We start from the raw sequence: 17,128 nt of genomic DNA on the forward strand, positions 1-17,128 counted from the left end.
CTCTTATAAAAGTATTACGCTTGATTTCATTTGTAACATATGTTGCTATGGAAACGGCTAAAAGTATGCAGTGGGACATAAGGAGGGTCAAACACATGACTAAAATATCAACAGGCAAGTTCTCCCTTGAAGATTTGGAGAACGTCCAGATCACGATCAACAACATAGTTGGTGCCATAGAGACAAAAGCCGAAGAGGAAGGTATTGAAACCGGACCTACACCAAAACCCGGTGTTTCCGGCCTGAGGGAATGGGACTATAAATTGCTGTCCCGGTATCAGCCAGTATACACTCCTGTTTGTGATCAATGCTGTTACTGTACTTATGGCAAGTGTGATCTCGGTGGAAACAAAGAAGGAGCGTGCGGTATTGACCTAGGTACACATCAGTCAAGGGAGTTCCTTTTGAGGGTCATCACCGGTGCAGCGGCGCATTCAGCTCATGGACGCCACATACTGCATCACCTTATAGGAATACATGGAAAAGACCACCCCATTGACGTAGGACCTTCAAATCTGTTTGCTCCCAACACTCAACTGGTCACAGGGATCATGCCAAAAACCCTGGGTGATCTCGAAGAAGTTGTGGCATATGTCGAAGAGCAACTGATGCAGCTCCTCTCTACGATCCATGTCGGACAGGAAGGTTCAGCTCTTGACTTTGAATCCAAAGCACTGCACGGAGGAATGCTTGACCATGTAGGTATGGAAGTTTCTGATATTGCTCAGATCTCATGCCTCGGTATGCCAAAATCCGATCCTGAAGCCCCCCTTGCAGAGATCGGCATGGGGTGTATCGATTCAACAAAACCTGTGCTGCTGGTCATAGGACACAATGTTGCAGGCATAACCTACATTATGGACTATATGGAAGAGCAGGGACTAAACGACAAGATAGAGCTTGCCGGACTGTGCTGTACAGCCATAGACATGACACGCTACAAGACAGAGGATCGCAGCCAGCCAAGAGCCAAAGTTGTTGGCCCCATGGCAAAAGAGCTCAAGATGATACGTTCTGCTGCCCCTGATGTTATAGTAGTGGACGAACAGTGTGTCAGAGCAGATGTCCTTGATGAGGCAAAGAAGCTGTTCATACCTGTGATCACAACCAACGAAAAGATCATGTATGGTTTGTCCAATAGATCAAACGATACTGCAGACCAGATCATCGAAGACCTTTCCAGCGGGAAGGAACCAGGAGCACTTATATTGAATTTCGACCTGCTTGGAGAAGTGGCTCCCCGCCTTGCCATGAAAATGGCACCCATAAGAGATGCAAAAGGTATTAAGTCACTGCCTTCTGATGAAGAACTGAGGACCTTGACCTCTGCATGTGTGCAGTGCGGTGCATGTGAACTGGTATGCCCCAACAATCTGCCCATAATGAACGCTATGGTAGCAGCTGTTGATGGGGATCTTACCAAGTTTGAGAAACTGCATGACCATTGTATTGCTTGCGGGCGCTGTGATCCTGTGTGTCCAAAAGACATTCCGATCCTCAATGTTATCGAAAAGGCTGCACAGAAAGTTATCCGCGAGGAAAAAGGGAAGATGAGGGCAGGCAGAGGTCAGATCAGTGACCCTGAGATACGCGAGGAAGGAGTTAATCTTGTAATGGGTACCACACCGGGTATCGTGGCAATGGTCGGGTGCTCCAACTATCCGGAAGGCACCAAGGACCTGTTCACTGTAGCCAATGAGATGCTCCAGAGGAATTACATAGTGGTAGTCTCCGGATGTTCTGCCATGGACCTGGGCATGTACAAGGATGAAGAAGGTCAGACCCTCTATGAGAAGTATCCAGCCAAGTTCCTGGCAGGTAATCTCATAAATGTGGGTTCCTGTGTTTCCAATTCCCACATAACAGGTACTGCAATTAAGGTGGCCTCCATATTCGCCCAGAGGAACATTACAGGTAACTTTGAAGAAATAGCAGACTACATCATGAACCGTATAGGTGCAGTGGGTGTGGCATGGGGTGCATATTCTCAGAAAGCTGCAGCCATAGGCACTGGTTGTAACAGGCTGGGTATACCGGTAATAGTAGGACCGCATGGTTCCAAGTACAGACGTGCACTCATCGGTAAACCTTATAATGAAGAGGATTGGAAAGTGTATGATGCGCGTAACGGTGAGGAAATGCCAATCCCATCCTCCCCGGAGTTCCTGCTTACGACCGCAGAGACCATTGAAGAGCTTATGCCCATGATCGCAAAGAACTGTATCAGGCCAAGTGACAATAACATGGGACGCATGATCAAGCTCACTCACTATATCGAACTTAGTCAGAAGTATATGGGTCATATGCCAGAGGACTGGTACAAGTTCGTGAGGATCGAGACAGACCTGCCTCTTGCAAAACGTGAGGAGTTGCTGAAGATTCTTGAAAAGGAACATGGATGGGAGATCGACTGGAAGAGGAAGAAGATCATTTCCGGCCCGACCATGAAACTCGATGTGTCTGCACAACCTACAAATGTCAAAAGACTCTGTAAGGAGAGTGTGTGCTGATGGTGGATACTACGAAGAACACAATGATATATACTACCTGGGGAACTAGGAATGCAAAACCAGTGCAGCCTTTAGTGGCTGCCAAACTTATTTCCAAAGCCAAGAGACCACTTTTGGTAGTAGGTGCGGATGTTCTTGAAAGTGATGTACTTTCCAAGGCCATAGAATTAGGCAAAAAAGGTATGCAGATAGCTGCAACAGGCCATTCCATGCAGGGTTTCAAGGACCAGGACGTAAATGCAAAATATATCAATATCCATTTCCTTGCTACTTATCTAGGCGATAAGACATGGAAAGGACTGGATGGCCTGGGTCCCTATGATCTTTTGATATTCCTTGCACACAAAAAATACTATCTTAACCAGGTATTATCAGGCCTCAAGAATTTTACTGATATCAAGACACTGGCTATAGACAGGCACTATTTCCAGAATGCAGATATGTCCTTCGGAAATCTGAAACCGGATGACCATCTGGCAGCACTTGATGAGCTCATATCTAACCTTTAAATCATGATCTAGAAATCGCGGAGAAAGTAAAATGGCAGATGAATTCCCTTTTGAGATATCTCCTATGTTCGAGGGAGAAAGAATTAGAAAGGACAATATGCATGTTGAACTTGCTGGCCCGAAATCTATTGGTTTCGAACTGGTAAGAGCAGCTGATATGAACGATTTGGAAGATGACAAGTTCACACTTATCGGTCCTGACATTGCAGATATGGCTGAAGGTTCCAGATATCCTATCGCTATGATCTACAAGATCGCAGGTGAACTGGTGGAAACCGACCTGGAATCAATAGTAGAAAGGAGGAACCATGAGTTCCAGAACTATATTCAGGGACTTATGCACCTCAATCAGAGAGACGATGTTTGGTTAAGAGTAAGCAAAGAAGCTGTGAAAAAAGGACTCACTTCTTTTGAACAGATCGCAAAGGCCATTATGATGCTCTTTAAGAACGAGCTTCCATTCATAGAAAAAGTGGAAACCGTGTATATCACGGATCAGGCAGAGATCGAAAAAGAGATCGAGAACGCCAGAGCTGTCTATCAGGCAAGGGATGACAGGACAAAGGGACTGCATGATGAAGATGTAGACACCTTCTATGGTTGTACTCTGTGCCAGTCCTTTGCACCGACCAATGTATGTGTTATTACACCAGACAGGATTTCCCTGTGCGGTGCTATCAACTGGTTTGATGGAAGGGCAGCTGCCAAGGTCGATCCTGAAGGTCCTCAGTTCGCCATCGAAAAAGGAGAACTTGTGGATGCAGCATCAGGTGAGTACTCCGGTGTGAACGAACATGCAAAGCGCTTGTCCAATGGTGAATACGACAGGCTCAAGTTGCATTCTTTCTTCGAATACCCTCACACCTCATGTGGGTGTTTCGAAGTGGTAGGTTTCTACGTGCCTGAAGTGGATGGTATTGGCTGGGTGGACAGAGACTTCGCAGGAACTGCACCCAATGGACTCCAGTTCTCTACCATGGCAGGACAGACAGGTGGAGGTAAACAGGTAGTAGGTTTCCTGGGTATCGGTGTCAACTACTTCCGTTCACCGAAGTTCATCAGTGCCGATGGTGGCTGGGATAGGGTAGTATGGATGCCCAGCATGCTGAAACAGAAAGTTCTAGACAGCATCCCTGCTGAACTTAAGGATAAAATAGCAACCGACGAAGATGTAAAAGATGTTGAATCCCTGAAAAACTTCCTAAAAGAGAAAGATCATCCGGTGGTCAAGAGATGGGTAGTCGAAGAGGAAGAAGCTCCTGAAGAGGAGGAAGCAGAAGTCAGTCAGGCTCCTCAGGCACAGTATCAGCAGCAACCTATGCAATATGTTCCACAGCAGATGCCAGCGGGCTTTATGCCTTCCATGCCAATGATGGGTGGCTCCGGTAGTGGTGGCGTAAAGATAGTGCTCAAGAACGCCAAGGTGACCGTAGACAAGATTATAATTAAAAAAATAGAATGATCGGGGACTATTGTGACCAGAGTAATAGCAGTGACCGGGAAAGGTGGGACTGGCAAGACAGCCATCACTACCTTACTCATACGCCATCTCACCAGGGGAAACAAGGTAGTTCTGGCAGTGGATGCCGACCCTGATACAAATCTTCCTGAAACGCTGGGATGTGAGGTGCACAGGACAATTGGTGATGTGAAAGAATTCATGCACGAAGAGCGTGACAATCTTCCTCCCGATGTCAACAAGCAATCAATTCTTGAGTCCAAGCTCTACGAGGTATTGGAAGAGATGCCAGGATATGATCTGCTTGTCATGGGTCGGCCCGAAGGGTCCGGATGTTATTGTTATGTCAATAACCTGCTAAGAGGCATCATGAACAAGCTCGTAGACAACTATGATGTCCTTATAATCGATACCGAGGCCGGACTTGAACATTTCAGCAGGAAGATATTCAAGCAGGTGGATGACCTTATTGTAGTTACAGATGGATCCCGCAGGGGAATGGGGACTGCAGAACGTATCCGTGAGCTTGTAGGAGAACTGGAAACCGATGTTGCCCACATATACGTGATCGCTAACAAGGTCACTGACAGCACCAGTGAAACGATCATAAGGACCGCTGCAGAGCTGGAGTTGGAACTTATAGGTATGGTACCGCTGGACGAGATGATAGTACAAAGAGACCTTGCAGGACAGCCGCTTATGGAACTTCCGGACGACTCGCCTGCTGTGAAGGAAATAGAGAATATCTCCCGGAAACTGAATTTATAAGGCTCTTTTGATTTATGGTGGAATGCATATGACAAAGAAGACAAAATTAACTGATATCACTCAACTTTTCAAGGATTTCGATATCGAAGCCCTTGAAGGAGTGAGCATTGAGGGTGATATCGAATTGAATATCACTGGCGGTGGAGGGCTTAACCCTGCACTAGCCTATGCACTGGGACAAGAGATCTCACACATTTCTCTGCACATGGCCAATATAGGCAGGATATTGGGATATCCGGTTGACCAGCTGTTAGCCCAGTCTTTGGGTATGGGAGTTGCCGGTGCCCCCTCGCCTGTGGGTGAGATGGTTGCCGCAAAGACAAAAATACAGGAATTGCTGGCTGCAAAATTCGAAGTGGCTTCAGTAAAGAACTGGACCAATCCCATACAGGAAGTCACTCTGGGTGCCACTTCCGGAGATGGTGGGTCCAGGAAGAGTACTATCACATTAGGAGGAGAGAACGCCCTCCCATATTACTTTGATGCGGAAATGCCTCACCGCAACTACATTACCATGGATGTCTTTGATATGCCCATTGGCATGGCCAAGGCAGTGAAATCCAACTATGATGATGTCATCAACGACCCGGCAGAATGGGCAAAGAAAGTCGTCAGGGACTTTAATGCCGACATGGTGACCATCCATCTGATATCCACTGATCCTCTTATCAAGGATACCTCTGCCCGCGATGCAGCTAAAGTGGTGGAAGATGTATTGCAGGCTGTGGACGTGCCTATTGTCATCGGTGGTTCCGGTAACCCGCAGAAGGACCCCGAAGTGCTGGAGAAAGCTGCAGAAGCTGCTGCAGGTGAGCGTGTACTTCTCGCTTCCGCAAGTCTGAACCTGGATTATGAGAGGATAGCCAAAGCAGCTATAAATAACGGTCATGTTGTGTTGTCCTGGACCCAGCTTGAGATCAATGCCCAGAAAGAGCTTAACAGGAAGCTCATGAAACAGTGTAATGTCCCAAGGGACAGTATCATAATGGACCCGACCACTGCGGCTTTGGGTTATGGTCTGGATTATGCTTATAGTAACATGGAACGTATCAGGCTCGCCGGCCTTATGGGCGATGATGAGCTGACATTCCCGATGTCCTCCGGTACCACCAATGCATGGGGAGCCCGCGAGGCATGGATGGTCTCATCACCACTGGCACAGGACTCTGAGTGGGGACCCAGGGAATATCGTGGTCCCATATGGGAGATAGTCACCGGTCTGGCTCTGTCCCTTGCAGGTAATGATATGTTCATGATGATGCACCCAACTTCCGTACAGGTGCTCAAGGAAATCACCCAGACCCTTTATGGCTCTATTGAATCAGAAGCAGTTGATATCAGCAACTGGGTCGGAGCGGAGGTGTGAAACATGAAAATAAACAGTCCGCTTGAAGCGTATAGATATCTGCCCGGTACTAACTGCGGCGAGTGTGGTGAACAGACATGTATGGCCTTTGCTGCACATCTGATCGATCGGTCGAAAAAACTCACAGACTGTACTCCCATGCTTGAACAGAAGTTCAGCAAGAAGTTAAAGGATCTACAGGCACTTCTTGCTCCGGAGATCCGCGAAGTGGAGATCGGTGTGGGTGAAAAGGCCGTGAAGATCGGAGGGGACGATGTGCTGTACCGTCACAGACTCACATTCTTCGATCCAACAGCACTTGCCTATGATGTGTGGGACACTATGCCTGAAAATGAACTTGTGGAAAGGGTCAAGAAGATCCATGATTTCAAGAAGTTCTATGTAGGCAACTTCCTTACACTGGACATGGTAGCTGTGAGATGTGTTTCCAAAGACCCGAAGAAGTTCGCTGACACTGTGAAGAAGGTCATTGGTACTACTGATCTCCCTCTTATTCTGTGTTCCTTTGATCCGGAAGTGCTGAAAGCTGGTCTTGAAGTGGCAAAGGATAAAAATCCACTCCTATATGCCGCAAACAAGGATAACTGGCAGCAGGTTGCAGATCTGGCACTTGAATACAATGTGCCTGTCACACTGTTCTCACCTGATGACCTGGATACACTCAAATCCCTTGCAGTGACCTTTGCAAAGATGGGTACAGAGAAGCTTGTGCTTGATCCAGGAACGTTCCCCTCAGGCAAGGACCTAAAGAAGACCTTTACCAATTTCCTGAAGATCAGAAGAGCTGGTGTTGAAGGGGACAGAGATATAGCCTATCCTATAATGGCGGTCCCGCTCACTGCCTGGATGGTGCAGGATGATGCTGTCAGTGCTTCTTATTGGGAAACTGTTATTGCATCCATATTCACCATAAAGTATGGAGATGTAATGATAATGCATAGCATCGAACCCTATGCTCTGCTTCCGCAGCTGCACATAAGGGATACGATCTATACAGATCCCCGAAAGCCTGTAAGCGTGCAGCCTGCCATGTACAAGGTAGGTACTCCGGACAAGGATTCACCGGTGCTCGTCACGACCAACTTTGCCCTTACCTACTACACAGTGGAGAGTGACCTTGCTTCCAGCAAGGTCAATTGTTTCCTATGGGCCATAGATACCGATGGTATCGGTGTGGAGGCTGCAGTAGCAGGCGGTCAGCTTACAGCAGCAAAGATAAAAAAAGGCATAGAAGATTCCGGTTTTGATCTTAAGAACGATACAACGCACAACACCATAGTCCTTCCGGGCCTTGCAGCACGTCTGCAGGGTGACGTGGAAGATGAAACAGGTGCAAGAGTAATGGTCGGACCTGCGGATTCCGGAAGACTTCCGGGCTGGATGGAAAAGAACTGGCCTCCAAAAGCAAAGTAAAAAAGCAAAGTAAAATCAGGCGTCCGCATTTTGCGGACCCTATTATATATTTTTTGACAGGACACAATTAATAAAAATCTGCCTGTTTCCATCCATTCCTATTTTATCCTCAACTACTATTTTTTCTTTCCTTTTACATCCCAGAATCGCGGTGAACTGTAACCTCAAAGCAAAAACAGTAATAAAATGTTTCAATGAATTATTTTTGACTTATACAAAAAGAACGCAAGATAATTATAGTACTTCTTTGTTGTCTTATTTGGTTTTTATCATGTCAGAGATAGTTCGCCAGAAAAACAGTATAGAATTAACCAAAAACTGCAAGCACTGTGTAATTTTAGGTAATGTTGAGGAAGTAGCAGATGAATATATCTTAAAGTTTGCACAATGGGCTACATCTCTATGGGATTATGAAAAGATTAAGATGTGGAAAAAATCCGATACTTTAAGTCCCGGCTATTATACTAGAATGGCTGAACATGGGGCATACAAAGTACATGTACTCGATGAGAATAAGATGAAAGACCTTTTTGACGGTGCACGGAAAGACAGTCCGGCAAGACTAAAAGATTGGGATAAGAAAGAACTTGTCGCATATGTGGGCTGGTATGTGGATGATATCTGCTAGTGCCATCAGAAATTGACATCGTCTATACATGTAAAATACTCGACTTCTTTCAACCATTTTTTACCAAGTTCAGAGTAAGTGATGCTAACTGTTCCTTCTGACGCTGCAACATCTTTCTTTTTTCTTAAAGTGTTCGTGGGCCTGACCGTCTCAGCAGTTTTTTCCATTAATGCGACACCTCCTCTAAATTATTATTCTGACACACTTCATTTTTATACTTTACTTACTAAGCATTCCACCGATCATGAAACGGTAGATCTCCATATCTTCAGCGGTGAAATAACTTTCAATACGACCATTGATTATTGTGTGGAAACCATTTGTTTCACCACACACTAATTTTTCCATCTTTACTCGCTTTTTCATTTATTTGCTCCTATTGTCTTTGTACGTGCTATAGTATGTAAACAGAGCATATATATTTTGCCAAAATATTCTATATATATTTTTAAAAAACATAGGTGCTATATATGGGTTTACTTATGGCCGTAGGTTGGCTGTAATGAAAATAGAACAATCTTAATGAAAAGTGATATGTGTTAAATTTACAGAACTTCTACCGCTGCTCTGACATATGTTTTTATATTGTATGTCACAAAATACCTTTCGTTCGCCAGTTGAAGGAGACAACATCATGAGTGAAGTATTTTTTAGATCTGCTGCAGATGTAGGACCGACAAATACACAGATAGATCAGATAAAAGAACTTTTTCGGAAAATACCCGTAGTGGAAAAAGGTGATCTTGTGGCCATCAAAATCCATCCCGGGGAATACGGCAATACCACATATGTGCGCCCGGTCTTAATCCGTACTATCGCAGACCTTGTTAAAGAAGCCGGTGGAATACCGTTCATAACCGATACTACTGTCCTTTACGGCGGGAAACGCTTCAACGGCCCTGACATGCTCTGGACAGCAGCCGTGAATGGTTTTACGTTCGGTAGTATGAATGCACCGTTCATTTCTGCAGATGGTCTGCTTGGGGACGACAGTGTGAAGGTGCCCATAGGAGGGGAATATATAGGCGAGATCACAGTAGCCTCTGCCATTGCCAAGGCTGATGCGATGATCATGATCTCACATTGCAAAGGCCATCCGGCATCAGGTTTCGGTGGTGCTGTGAAGAACCTGGGCATGGGATGTCTAGATAAGGAAGGCAAAGCAAAAGTGCATTCTCCCGGAATGCCGGACATTGATACGGAAACTTGTATAGGATGTGGAAAATGTGTCAGAGCATGTCCCTGGAATGCTATATACCTGGAAAACGGCAAAGCATTTGTCGATAAGAGCATGTGTATGGGCGAGCTATCTTGTCTTGGGTCATGCAGTTTTGACTCTATAATGCCGCATGAGGGCTATACCATTGAACTGCAGGCTCGCTTAGGGGAAGCTGCCCTTGGACCGGTCAAGCTCCTGCCCGAAAAGATAGGATATATCAACTGGGTATTTGATCTGACTCCAGGATGCGATTGTTTCAATTTCTCTGCTCCTGCTTTTGCAGGAAATGTGGGCATTCTTGCCTCAATGGATCCTGTTGCCATTGACAAGGCTAGCCTTGACCTGGTCAATAAAAAAATTAATGAAGAGGGTTGCATGCACTCTATTGAGGATGTATGGGGTATTGATCCAATGATACATCTGGAGCGCGCTGCAAAGATAGGTGTTGGCAGCCTGGAATATTCCTTGGATATTTGAAATCCAGTCTATTATTTTGTGGAGGGTTTGTTATTTATATGACTTTCCACTATTTTTATTATGGGCGTTAGCAATTTAGTGAGGGTGCATATGGTTATGTCCATTTTGTAAATGGATAATCTATTTCCCATTACAAATTTGTTCATTTAGTGGAACGGTTACCTTCCGGTTGCAACAGCTGCAAAAAATAAGGGGTATTATATATGAAAGAACTATATGATAAAATGGCAACTGAAGCCATGAGTGCACAAAGAGCTGTAGTGGACACTATTAATGCAAAGAGGGGTACTACATTCAAGGTAAAGGATGCACAACCTTATGTCGATGCTGTGAACAAAATGAAACCCATGGGCGAACAAGCCAAGTCAGTTTTTGCCCTGCATATGGATTCGGTTAACACACATTTCAACGTGCTTACCGGGCTTACTGACACTGTCAGGCCAGAAGATGATCCTTTTGTCGAACATTACCAGACACCGCCTATAATGGAGATCCTGTATGAGGAAGATCCTGCTTTTAGAAAATCCGTTGAAAAGTTTGTGGATGAGATCGGCAGGTCTGAAGCCCTCATTGGAAAAGAGTCAGTGCGCAGGTATGGAGGGTTCTATGGACCCACTTGTGTGGTAGACTTTGCATTTGTACCTGGAAGTACCAGTAATGTTGTCAATAGGATCCTGCAGAAAATGGATATACCACAGGATCACAAAAGAGCTATCCTTTCGTCCAAATCGTGGGGTATGAACACTTCTTATGGGGTGGGAGCAAAGTTCCAGATGGCCATCGAGGAAGGCAAGACGTTATCCGAAGCTATGAAAGAAGAAATAGACATGCTGAAGATGGTCTATGATACACCCACGGATGCCCAGGCCAAGCTCATGGACGAAGCCGGTCATACGTCCTTTGACGTGCGTAAATATATGTCACAGTATAAGGACAAGATGAGAAAGACGGTAAAGGCTGCAATGGATGATGAAGTGTTCTATGGTAACATAGTCACGGTCCCTGCCTATGGAGTAGGTGATGTGGCGCATCACATATCTCAGTCCATGTTTAACATGACCAAGGATGATGTGGTGATGGCTGTGATCAATGCTGTTACTGAAGTAATGGAAGCTACAATGGAGAAAGCCAAAGGCAAATTCAGGAACGAATATTCTCCGCTCACCATTGCCACGGACGCAGCAGCTGCAGCAGCTACAAAGATCCTATGGATGGATGGGTTCACCACCATGATGGTGCTGGACCTGCTGGTGAAGAGATTCCATAATCTAGTACTCACCAATCCCAAAAGAGGTGCTGCGGCAGAATTGCATAACGTTGACTTCATCGACCTGATAGAGAAAGGAGAAAGGATCATAGATCACAAACCAAGAGGTGCTGGTTGTGTAATTCAGGGAATACCTATTGACCTGAGCCCCATAGAAAGAAACACAGTACTCAATAATCCACAATGGTACACTTATCCGGCATGTGCTATCACTGTGAGGTTCTCTGCCCTGATGAGACTAGCTGATTTCCCGTGTCTGCTTACCAGTGAACCAGTGACAGCAACCATGATGACTAACATAATATCTCTCCACAAGAAAGAGCCTCATTCCCCTGCAAGGGTATGTAAGTTCTGCGCAGCCAACTACTTCGATTATAAATGCAAAGACTGCAACTGGACGGAGGCCGTCTGATCAGTGTACCCTTCAATGGGTACACCCTTTTAAGAGGCTGATCAAATGGCAGAAATAAGTCTTTTTAAACGGTCCATAGCCGAACTAATAGGAACCTATGTTCTGGTTTTTCTTGGAACTGGTTCCGTAGTTACTACTGTGCTGCTTTTCCAGGGGTGGACGCCATATCCGGATAACAATTTCAATGTAGGGATAGACATCGCTGCCTGGCTGACAATAGGTATGGCCTTTGCGATAGCTATAATAGCCATGATCTATGCTTTTGGACATATCTCAGGTACGCATATAAATCCCGCTGTAAGCATAGCACTGTGGGCAACAAAACGCTTCCCTGCATCAGATATGGTCAGCTATATTGTAGCCCAACTCATAGGCGCCAGCCTGGCTTCCTTTACGATAGTCGCAATCCTGGGTCAGAGAGCGGTTGGAACTGGTCTGGGTGCAACTGCCATGTTCTCAGGAGTAAATTATGGACAGGCTATACTTTGTGAAACAATAGCCACATTCTTCCTGATGCTAACGATCATGGGCACAGCTGTGGATAAAAGGGCACCTGCCGGATTTGCTGGCCTTGCCATAGGTCTTGTTGTCGCAGCTGATATAATCGTAGTGGGTAATATCACAGGTTCATCCCTTAATCCCGCACGTACTTTTGGTCCATATCTAGCAGAATTTCTTTTAGGTGGAAGTAACCTCTGGTGGCAGTTTCCCATCTATATTATAGGTCCCATAGCAGGTGCTTTATTGGCAGCTTTCCTTTATGACTATGTAGCACAGACAAAGCAAGGATAACAGGAAATTTACTTTTTTTACTTTTTATTATGTGTTTTCCAGTCACCTCAGAAAAACCCCTACCGAAAATCCTATCTAATCACAGACATTATGGAGTACAATGACCACTACCATCTGCCCTAAATGTGGAAAAGGCACTAATATATCGCTCAGCGGTGTATGCAGAGATTGTTTTTTTCAGAATTTCGTTCTGGCCCAGTTACCCCAGGTGATACAAGCAAGGCTATGTGCCACCTGTGGAGCACGTTTTACTCGCGGCAGATGGGCCGATGAATATGACATTGAAACTGCGGTCCTGAAAACCATTGAAGACAACCTTTCAATACATGAAGCTGCAGAAGATGTTGAAGTATGCATAGTTCCCCGGCAGTTAACTCCGCACATGTACAAGGCAGAAGTGGAAGTGGTTGCGGCAATACAGGGAGAAAGAATCACTGTAGTTCTATCAACCGAGATCAGAATAATTCGTGAATCATGCGAGATGTGTAGCCGGATTTCAGGAGGTTATTTCGAAGGTATACTCCAGATAAGGGCCACCGATAGATCACTTACTGATAACGAGCTTGCAACATGTCTTAGAATTGTGGATACGACCATTGACAGGATGCGTGCCAAAGGTGATCGTCTGGCATTCGTTACTGAAACTATCAGATCAAAAGAGGGGCTGGACCTCTATATCGGGTCGATCAATTCCGGCAGACATATTTGTAAATCAATAATAGACGAACTAGGTGGCACTTTCACTGAGTCTCCTTCCCTTTTCGGGCAGAAAGATGGCAGGGACGTCTACAGAATAACTTTTTCCATGAGACTGCCGCGCTTTACACCCGGGGACATCATAAGTATCAGGAACAGGAAAATAGTGGTCAAACATATGGAGAAAAAGCTGACTGGTACTGACCTTGCGGATAGTTCACGCTTTATAGCCACCGAAGATGAAATTGCATTGGCCAAACATGTAGGAAACATCAGGGATGCGGTCAATGCTGTGCTTGTTTCTGAAGAAGAACATGAACTTATGATATTGGACCCATTCACTTTTAGGACCATAAATTTGAAGAAACCTTCAGGATTTTCAATGCCGCAAGATGAGGAGATCTCGGTGATAAGAATCGAAGATGTATTATTCCTCTTGCCCCCCGAATGGAGAAAGAACAATAACTGAAGGACTGATCTATTGAATGTGCTTGTAATTGGTTTCAGTGCCCGTAATATTGTCTGCTCCGGTAGCCGGGCAGGCTATAATATGTATGCTATTGATGCATTTTGTGATCAGGACACAATAGGTTGCTGTATTGCCACAAAGGAGCTGCCTCATGAACTTGACATCAGGAGCAAAGATGCGGCAGATATTGTTTTAGACATGGTCCGAAGCTTTGAAGTGGATTTTGATGCAATAGTCCCGGGTTCCGGGTTCGAGACAATGGACTTTAGCTCTCTGCCCTGGTTAGTATTTGCAAGTGATCCGGGAAGTATTCATGTAGTGCAGGATAAGTTCACTCTGTCCCGCAAGCTTGCAGAACTTGGACTTCCTCACCCGCACGTTTACGGGAATGTTGATGATAAGCCGGACAAATTCCCTGTAATGATCAAGCCCCGTAAAGCAGGCGGCGGGATATTAAACAGGATAGCCTGCAACGGACAGGAACTTTTAGAGGTAGTAAAGGATATCCTCGAAACTGAACCGTCTTTTACCCGCAATGACCTTATGATGCAGGAGTTCATCCAAGGTGAACCTGCAAGTGTATCACTTATTGCAAGTAAAGATAAAGCAGTAGCTGTTGCAGTGAATGAACAGTTGATCGGTCTTCCCTGGCTGACAAGGATTCAATTCGCCTATTGCGGCAATATCACTCCTTATGAAGGAAAATATGCAGAGGAAATGTGCAACATCTCAGAAAAGCTCATAAGCGAACTGGGACTCCTCGGATCTGTAGGTATAGACTTCATAGTAACGGAGGATGGACCAAAGATCATTGAAGTGAATCCCAGATTCCAGGGAAGTCTGGATACCGTAGAACTGGCTACCGGGATAAACCTTTTCGATGCACATATGCAAGCATTTCGGGGAAAGCTGCCCCCAAGGGGCGTAAAGGCACAAAGATCTGCCGGCAGGTGCATAATATATGCATATAAGGAGGTAAGGATGAACCCACAGGTTCTGGCCGAGATGCGTAAACAACAAATAGTAGACATACCTCAGACTGATTACGTGGGGCTTGCAGACTGCCCTGTGACCTCTGTCCTGCACACAGGCTTGAACCGGAGCAGCGTCCTTAATTCTTTGAAAAGGGATTCTGAACGGGTCAGGAGACTAATTGAGAAATAATCCATATGATCAGGTACATGAAATATTAGCATCATGTGCAAAAATTAATATTACAATACAGCAGATTATAGTTCTATTCTTGAGGTGAGTATTTTTGATAGATATGAATGATCCTGTTACTCGGGGATACCTTATTCGGCTTGTGGGTGAAGACGGGCTGGCCATGATAGAAAAGATGCCGGAGGGTGAGGTCACTGACGAACAAATAGCTCAGGCCGCAGGCATACTTCTCAATATTGTAAGGAGAACTCTGTTTATATTGAATGAGAACAAACTTGCTATTTGCAGGAGGGAAAGGGACGCCAGTAGTGGCTGGCTCACTTATCTCTGGACCCTCGATATGTCAGACGTAGAAAAACAGCTTATGAAGGAGAAAAAGAGGTTAATAAAGAACCTTAAAATACGCAAGGACTTTGAGGAAAGTAATGTCTTTTATATTTGTCCTGAGGGCTGTGTAAGAATGGATTTTAAACAGGCTTCAGATTCTGCATTTATGTGTCCAGACTGTGGAGAGGATATGGTACACCAGGATAATCTGCCATTTATTCATATAATACAGGAAAGGATCAAAAACCTGGAAAGCAGATGATATGATCACTCCGGACAGGGCATTGCAAATACTCAGAGATGAGGGCTGTTCTGAGAAGGTTATTGCACATTGTATTGCTGTTTCCAGACATGCTACCGAAATTGCAGAAGTAATGGTAACATCCGGGAAACACTTGAATGTAGAGCTGGTGACAATAGGAGGTTTGCTCCATGATCTGGGGCGATGTCGCAGTCATGGTATAGACCATGCTGTGATAGGTGCGGATATTGCTATGGAACTGGGCCTTGATCCTTTGATAGTCAATATTATCAAGAAGCATATAGGAGCAGGCATTACCATAGAAGAGGCAAAAGAACTTGGTCTTCCGGAAGATGATTATGTTCCATTTACCTTCGAAGAGAAGATAGTAGCACATGCTGACAACCTTACTTCAGGTGATACAAGAATAAACATGGTCCAGCTAGTGGAAAAGATGAGGAAACGAAATTTCACTGAAAAAAGTATGGAGCGTGTCATTTCACTGGCACAAGAGATTGGTATCTATTGAACTATGGTCTAATGAACAAATCTTTATTTTAGCTGATTGAAGTAATTTTAACGGAAAGACTTATATATATTATAAATAATCAATAATGTGTCTGGGTGACAGATATTATCTTTTTGTTAAAATTTTCTCATTTTGCGACGATGAGGTATACTGATGGTCGATGATAAATATTTAAAAGGTACAACTACTGTAGGTATAGTTTGTGATAAAGGCGTGGTACTCGCTACCGAAAGACGTGCAACTATGGGTCATTTCATAGCCAGCAAGACAGCCAAAAAAATTTATCAGATCGATGATCTTGTGGGTATGACCACTGCAGGATCCGTAGGAGATGCTCAACAGATCGTACGCGTAATGAGTGTTGAATCACACCTGTACAAAATGAGGCGAAAAGAGCCTATGACCATCAAAGGCATAACTACGCTCCTGTCAAACATCCTGAGCGGACAGCGCTACTATCCTCTGATGGTGCAACTGCTTGTGGGTGGTGTGGACAAGAACGGGCCTGCAATATTCTCTCTTGATGCACTTGGCGGCACCATCGAAGAAACAAAAGCTGTAGCAACAGGTTCTGGTTCACCTATGGCTTATGGAGTGCTTGAGGACCGCTTCGTGGATGGGCTCTCCATCGAAGAAGGAGTAGAACTGGCAATACGTGCCCTTCATAATGCAATGAAGAGAGATTCTGCTTCAGGTAATGGAATAGATGTTGTGGTTATCACAGCTGACAAATTTGATCGGCTGGAAGAAGCAACGGTTCAGCAGTACAGGGATAAATTAAACTGATAACATTTTGTCAACTTTGTTGACGTTAATTTGACATTTGTTCTATCTTTCATAGATCAAAATTTTATATTTTTTTATTTTTCTCAAAGGAAGGCT

At 44.9% G+C, this 17,128-nt stretch carries 17 protein-coding genes; 15 read left to right on the forward strand and 2 right to left on the reverse strand.

Annotation, left to right across the window (positions count from 1 at the left end; genetic code table 11):
• The first annotated feature begins 95 nt into the window (after nt 1-95).
• From cdhA to METHO_RS04725, 7 genes are all read left to right on the forward strand, one after another.
• Entirely contained in the window at nt 96-2,510 is a 2,415-nt protein-coding gene (gene cdhA, locus METHO_RS04695; RefSeq protein WP_015324381.1) for a CO dehydrogenase/acetyl-CoA synthase complex subunit alpha, read from the forward strand.
• Nucleotides 2,510-3,019, forward strand: a complete 510-nt coding sequence (gene cdhB, locus METHO_RS04700) for a CO dehydrogenase/acetyl-CoA synthase complex subunit epsilon (protein ID WP_015324382.1) — start codon at nt 2,510-2,512, stop codon at nt 3,017-3,019. The genes cdhA and cdhB overlap by 1 nt, the downstream gene beginning before the upstream one ends.
• Before the next feature lie 31 nt (nt 3,020-3,050).
• Nucleotides 3,051-4,481: a CO dehydrogenase/CO-methylating acetyl-CoA synthase complex subunit beta gene (gene cdhC / locus METHO_RS04705; protein ID WP_015324383.1), complete on the forward strand. Its 1,431-nt coding sequence runs from the start codon at nt 3,051-3,053 to the stop codon at nt 4,479-4,481.
• A gap of 12 nt (nt 4,482-4,493) precedes the next feature.
• The gene (locus tag METHO_RS04710; RefSeq protein WP_015324384.1) at nt 4,494-5,246 is read left to right on the forward strand and encodes an ATP-binding protein; all 753 of its coding nucleotides are present in this window, start codon (nt 4,494-4,496) and stop codon (nt 5,244-5,246) included.
• Between the two features lie 28 nt (nt 5,247-5,274).
• A complete protein-coding gene (gene cdhD / locus METHO_RS04715) occupies nt 5,275-6,612 on the forward strand; it encodes a CO dehydrogenase/acetyl-CoA synthase subunit delta (RefSeq protein WP_015324385.1) in 1,338 nt (445 codons plus the stop codon).
• Between the two features lie 3 nt (nt 6,613-6,615).
• Nucleotides 6,616-8,025 carry an acetyl-CoA decarbonylase/synthase complex subunit gamma gene (gene acsC, locus METHO_RS04720; RefSeq protein WP_015324386.1) on the forward strand — a complete coding sequence of 470 codons (1,410 nt, stop codon included), beginning with the start codon at nt 6,616-6,618 and terminating at the stop codon, nt 8,023-8,025.
• A gap of 271 nt (nt 8,026-8,296) precedes the next feature.
• The gene (locus METHO_RS04725) at nt 8,297-8,653 is read left to right on the forward strand and encodes a hypothetical protein (RefSeq protein WP_015324387.1); all 357 of its coding nucleotides are present in this window, start codon (nt 8,297-8,299) and stop codon (nt 8,651-8,653) included.
• A gap of 5 nt (nt 8,654-8,658) precedes the next feature.
• On the opposite strand, the gene METHO_RS13580 is transcribed toward METHO_RS04725, so the two are convergent.
• Together METHO_RS13580 and METHO_RS13585 are read right to left on the reverse strand one after the other, a co-directional pair.
• Nucleotides 8,659-8,820, reverse strand: a complete 162-nt coding sequence (locus METHO_RS13580) for a hypothetical protein (protein ID WP_015324388.1) — start codon at nt 8,818-8,820, stop codon at nt 8,659-8,661.
• Between the two features lie 52 nt (nt 8,821-8,872).
• Nucleotides 8,873-9,019: a hypothetical protein gene (locus tag METHO_RS13585; RefSeq protein ID WP_015324389.1), complete on the reverse strand. Its 147-nt coding sequence runs from the start codon at nt 9,017-9,019 to the stop codon at nt 8,873-8,875.
• A 268-nt stretch (nt 9,020-9,287) separates the two neighbouring features.
• Between METHO_RS13585 and METHO_RS04730 the strand changes: the two genes are divergently transcribed.
• The 8 genes from METHO_RS04730 to psmB all read left to right on the forward strand — a co-directional run bounded on the left by METHO_RS04730 (nt 9,288) and on the right by psmB (nt 17,032).
• A complete protein-coding gene (locus tag METHO_RS04730) occupies nt 9,288-10,349 on the forward strand; it encodes a DUF362 domain-containing protein (RefSeq protein WP_015324390.1) in 1,062 nt (353 codons plus the stop codon).
• 203 nt (nt 10,350-10,552) lie between these two features.
• Nucleotides 10,553-12,028, forward strand: a complete 1,476-nt coding sequence (locus METHO_RS04735; RefSeq protein WP_015324391.1) for a DUF2193 domain-containing protein — start codon at nt 10,553-10,555, stop codon at nt 12,026-12,028.
• A gap of 45 nt (nt 12,029-12,073) precedes the next feature.
• Nucleotides 12,074-12,820 carry an MIP/aquaporin family protein gene (locus METHO_RS04740; protein ID WP_015324392.1) on the forward strand — a complete coding sequence of 249 codons (747 nt, stop codon included), beginning with the start codon at nt 12,074-12,076 and terminating at the stop codon, nt 12,818-12,820.
• 100 nt (nt 12,821-12,920) lie between these two features.
• Nucleotides 12,921-13,985: a 60S ribosomal export protein NMD3 gene (locus METHO_RS04745; protein ID WP_015324393.1), complete on the forward strand. Its 1,065-nt coding sequence runs from the start codon at nt 12,921-12,923 to the stop codon at nt 13,983-13,985.
• 18 nt (nt 13,986-14,003) lie between these two features.
• Nucleotides 14,004-15,149, forward strand: a complete 1,146-nt coding sequence (locus METHO_RS04750; RefSeq protein ID WP_245546362.1) for an ATP-grasp domain-containing protein — start codon at nt 14,004-14,006, stop codon at nt 15,147-15,149.
• Between the two features lie 94 nt (nt 15,150-15,243).
• Nucleotides 15,244-15,738, forward strand: coding sequence for a transcription initiation factor IIE, subunit alpha (locus METHO_RS04755; protein WP_015324395.1), 495 nt, complete (start codon nt 15,244-15,246; stop codon nt 15,736-15,738).
• Nucleotide 15,739: 1 nt separating this feature from the next.
• Nucleotides 15,740-16,246: a TIGR00295 family protein gene (locus METHO_RS04760; RefSeq protein ID WP_015324396.1), complete on the forward strand. Its 507-nt coding sequence runs from the start codon at nt 15,740-15,742 to the stop codon at nt 16,244-16,246.
• 153 nt (nt 16,247-16,399) lie between these two features.
• Nucleotides 16,400-17,032, forward strand: coding sequence for an archaeal proteasome endopeptidase complex subunit beta (psmB, locus tag METHO_RS04765; RefSeq protein WP_015324397.1), 633 nt, complete (start codon nt 16,400-16,402; stop codon nt 17,030-17,032).
• Nucleotides 17,033-17,128: the final 96 nt, after the last annotated feature.

The organism is Methanomethylovorans hollandica DSM 15978, assembly GCF_000328665.1.
In the GTDB taxonomy this organism is placed as follows: domain Archaea; phylum Halobacteriota; class Methanosarcinia; order Methanosarcinales; family Methanosarcinaceae; genus Methanomethylovorans; species Methanomethylovorans hollandica.

Bases quoted from the DNA above. Each gene is read 5' to 3' on its own strand.
- cdhA (WP_015324381.1), top strand. From the start codon at position 96: ATGACTAAAATATCAACAGGCAAGTTCTCCCTTGAAGATTTGGAGAAC.
- cdhB (WP_015324382.1), top strand. From the start codon at position 2,510: ATGGTGGATACTACGAAGAACACAATGATATATACTACCTGGGGAACT.
- cdhC (WP_015324383.1), top strand. From the start codon at position 3,051: ATGGCAGATGAATTCCCTTTTGAGATATCTCCTATGTTCGAGGGAGAA.
- cdhD (WP_015324385.1), top strand. From the start codon at position 5,275: ATGACAAAGAAGACAAAATTAACTGATATCACTCAACTTTTCAAGGAT.
- acsC (WP_015324386.1), top strand. From the start codon at position 6,616: ATGAAAATAAACAGTCCGCTTGAAGCGTATAGATATCTGCCCGGTACT.
- METHO_RS04725 (WP_015324387.1), top strand. From the start codon at position 8,297: ATGTCAGAGATAGTTCGCCAGAAAAACAGTATAGAATTAACCAAAAAC.
- METHO_RS13580 (WP_015324388.1), bottom strand. From the start codon at position 8,820: ATGGAAAAAACTGCTGAGACGGTCAGGCCCACGAACACTTTAAGAAAA.
- METHO_RS13585 (WP_015324389.1), bottom strand. From the start codon at position 9,019: ATGAAAAAGCGAGTAAAGATGGAAAAATTAGTGTGTGGTGAAACAAAT.
- METHO_RS04730 (WP_015324390.1), top strand. From the start codon at position 9,288: ATGAGTGAAGTATTTTTTAGATCTGCTGCAGATGTAGGACCGACAAAT.
- METHO_RS04735 (WP_015324391.1), top strand. From the start codon at position 10,553: ATGAAAGAACTATATGATAAAATGGCAACTGAAGCCATGAGTGCACAA.
- METHO_RS04740 (WP_015324392.1), top strand. From the start codon at position 12,074: ATGGCAGAAATAAGTCTTTTTAAACGGTCCATAGCCGAACTAATAGGA.
- METHO_RS04745 (WP_015324393.1), top strand. From the start codon at position 12,921: ATGACCACTACCATCTGCCCTAAATGTGGAAAAGGCACTAATATATCG.
- METHO_RS04760 (WP_015324396.1), top strand. From the start codon at position 15,740: ATGATCACTCCGGACAGGGCATTGCAAATACTCAGAGATGAGGGCTGT.
- psmB (WP_015324397.1), top strand. From the start codon at position 16,400: ATGGTCGATGATAAATATTTAAAAGGTACAACTACTGTAGGTATAGTT.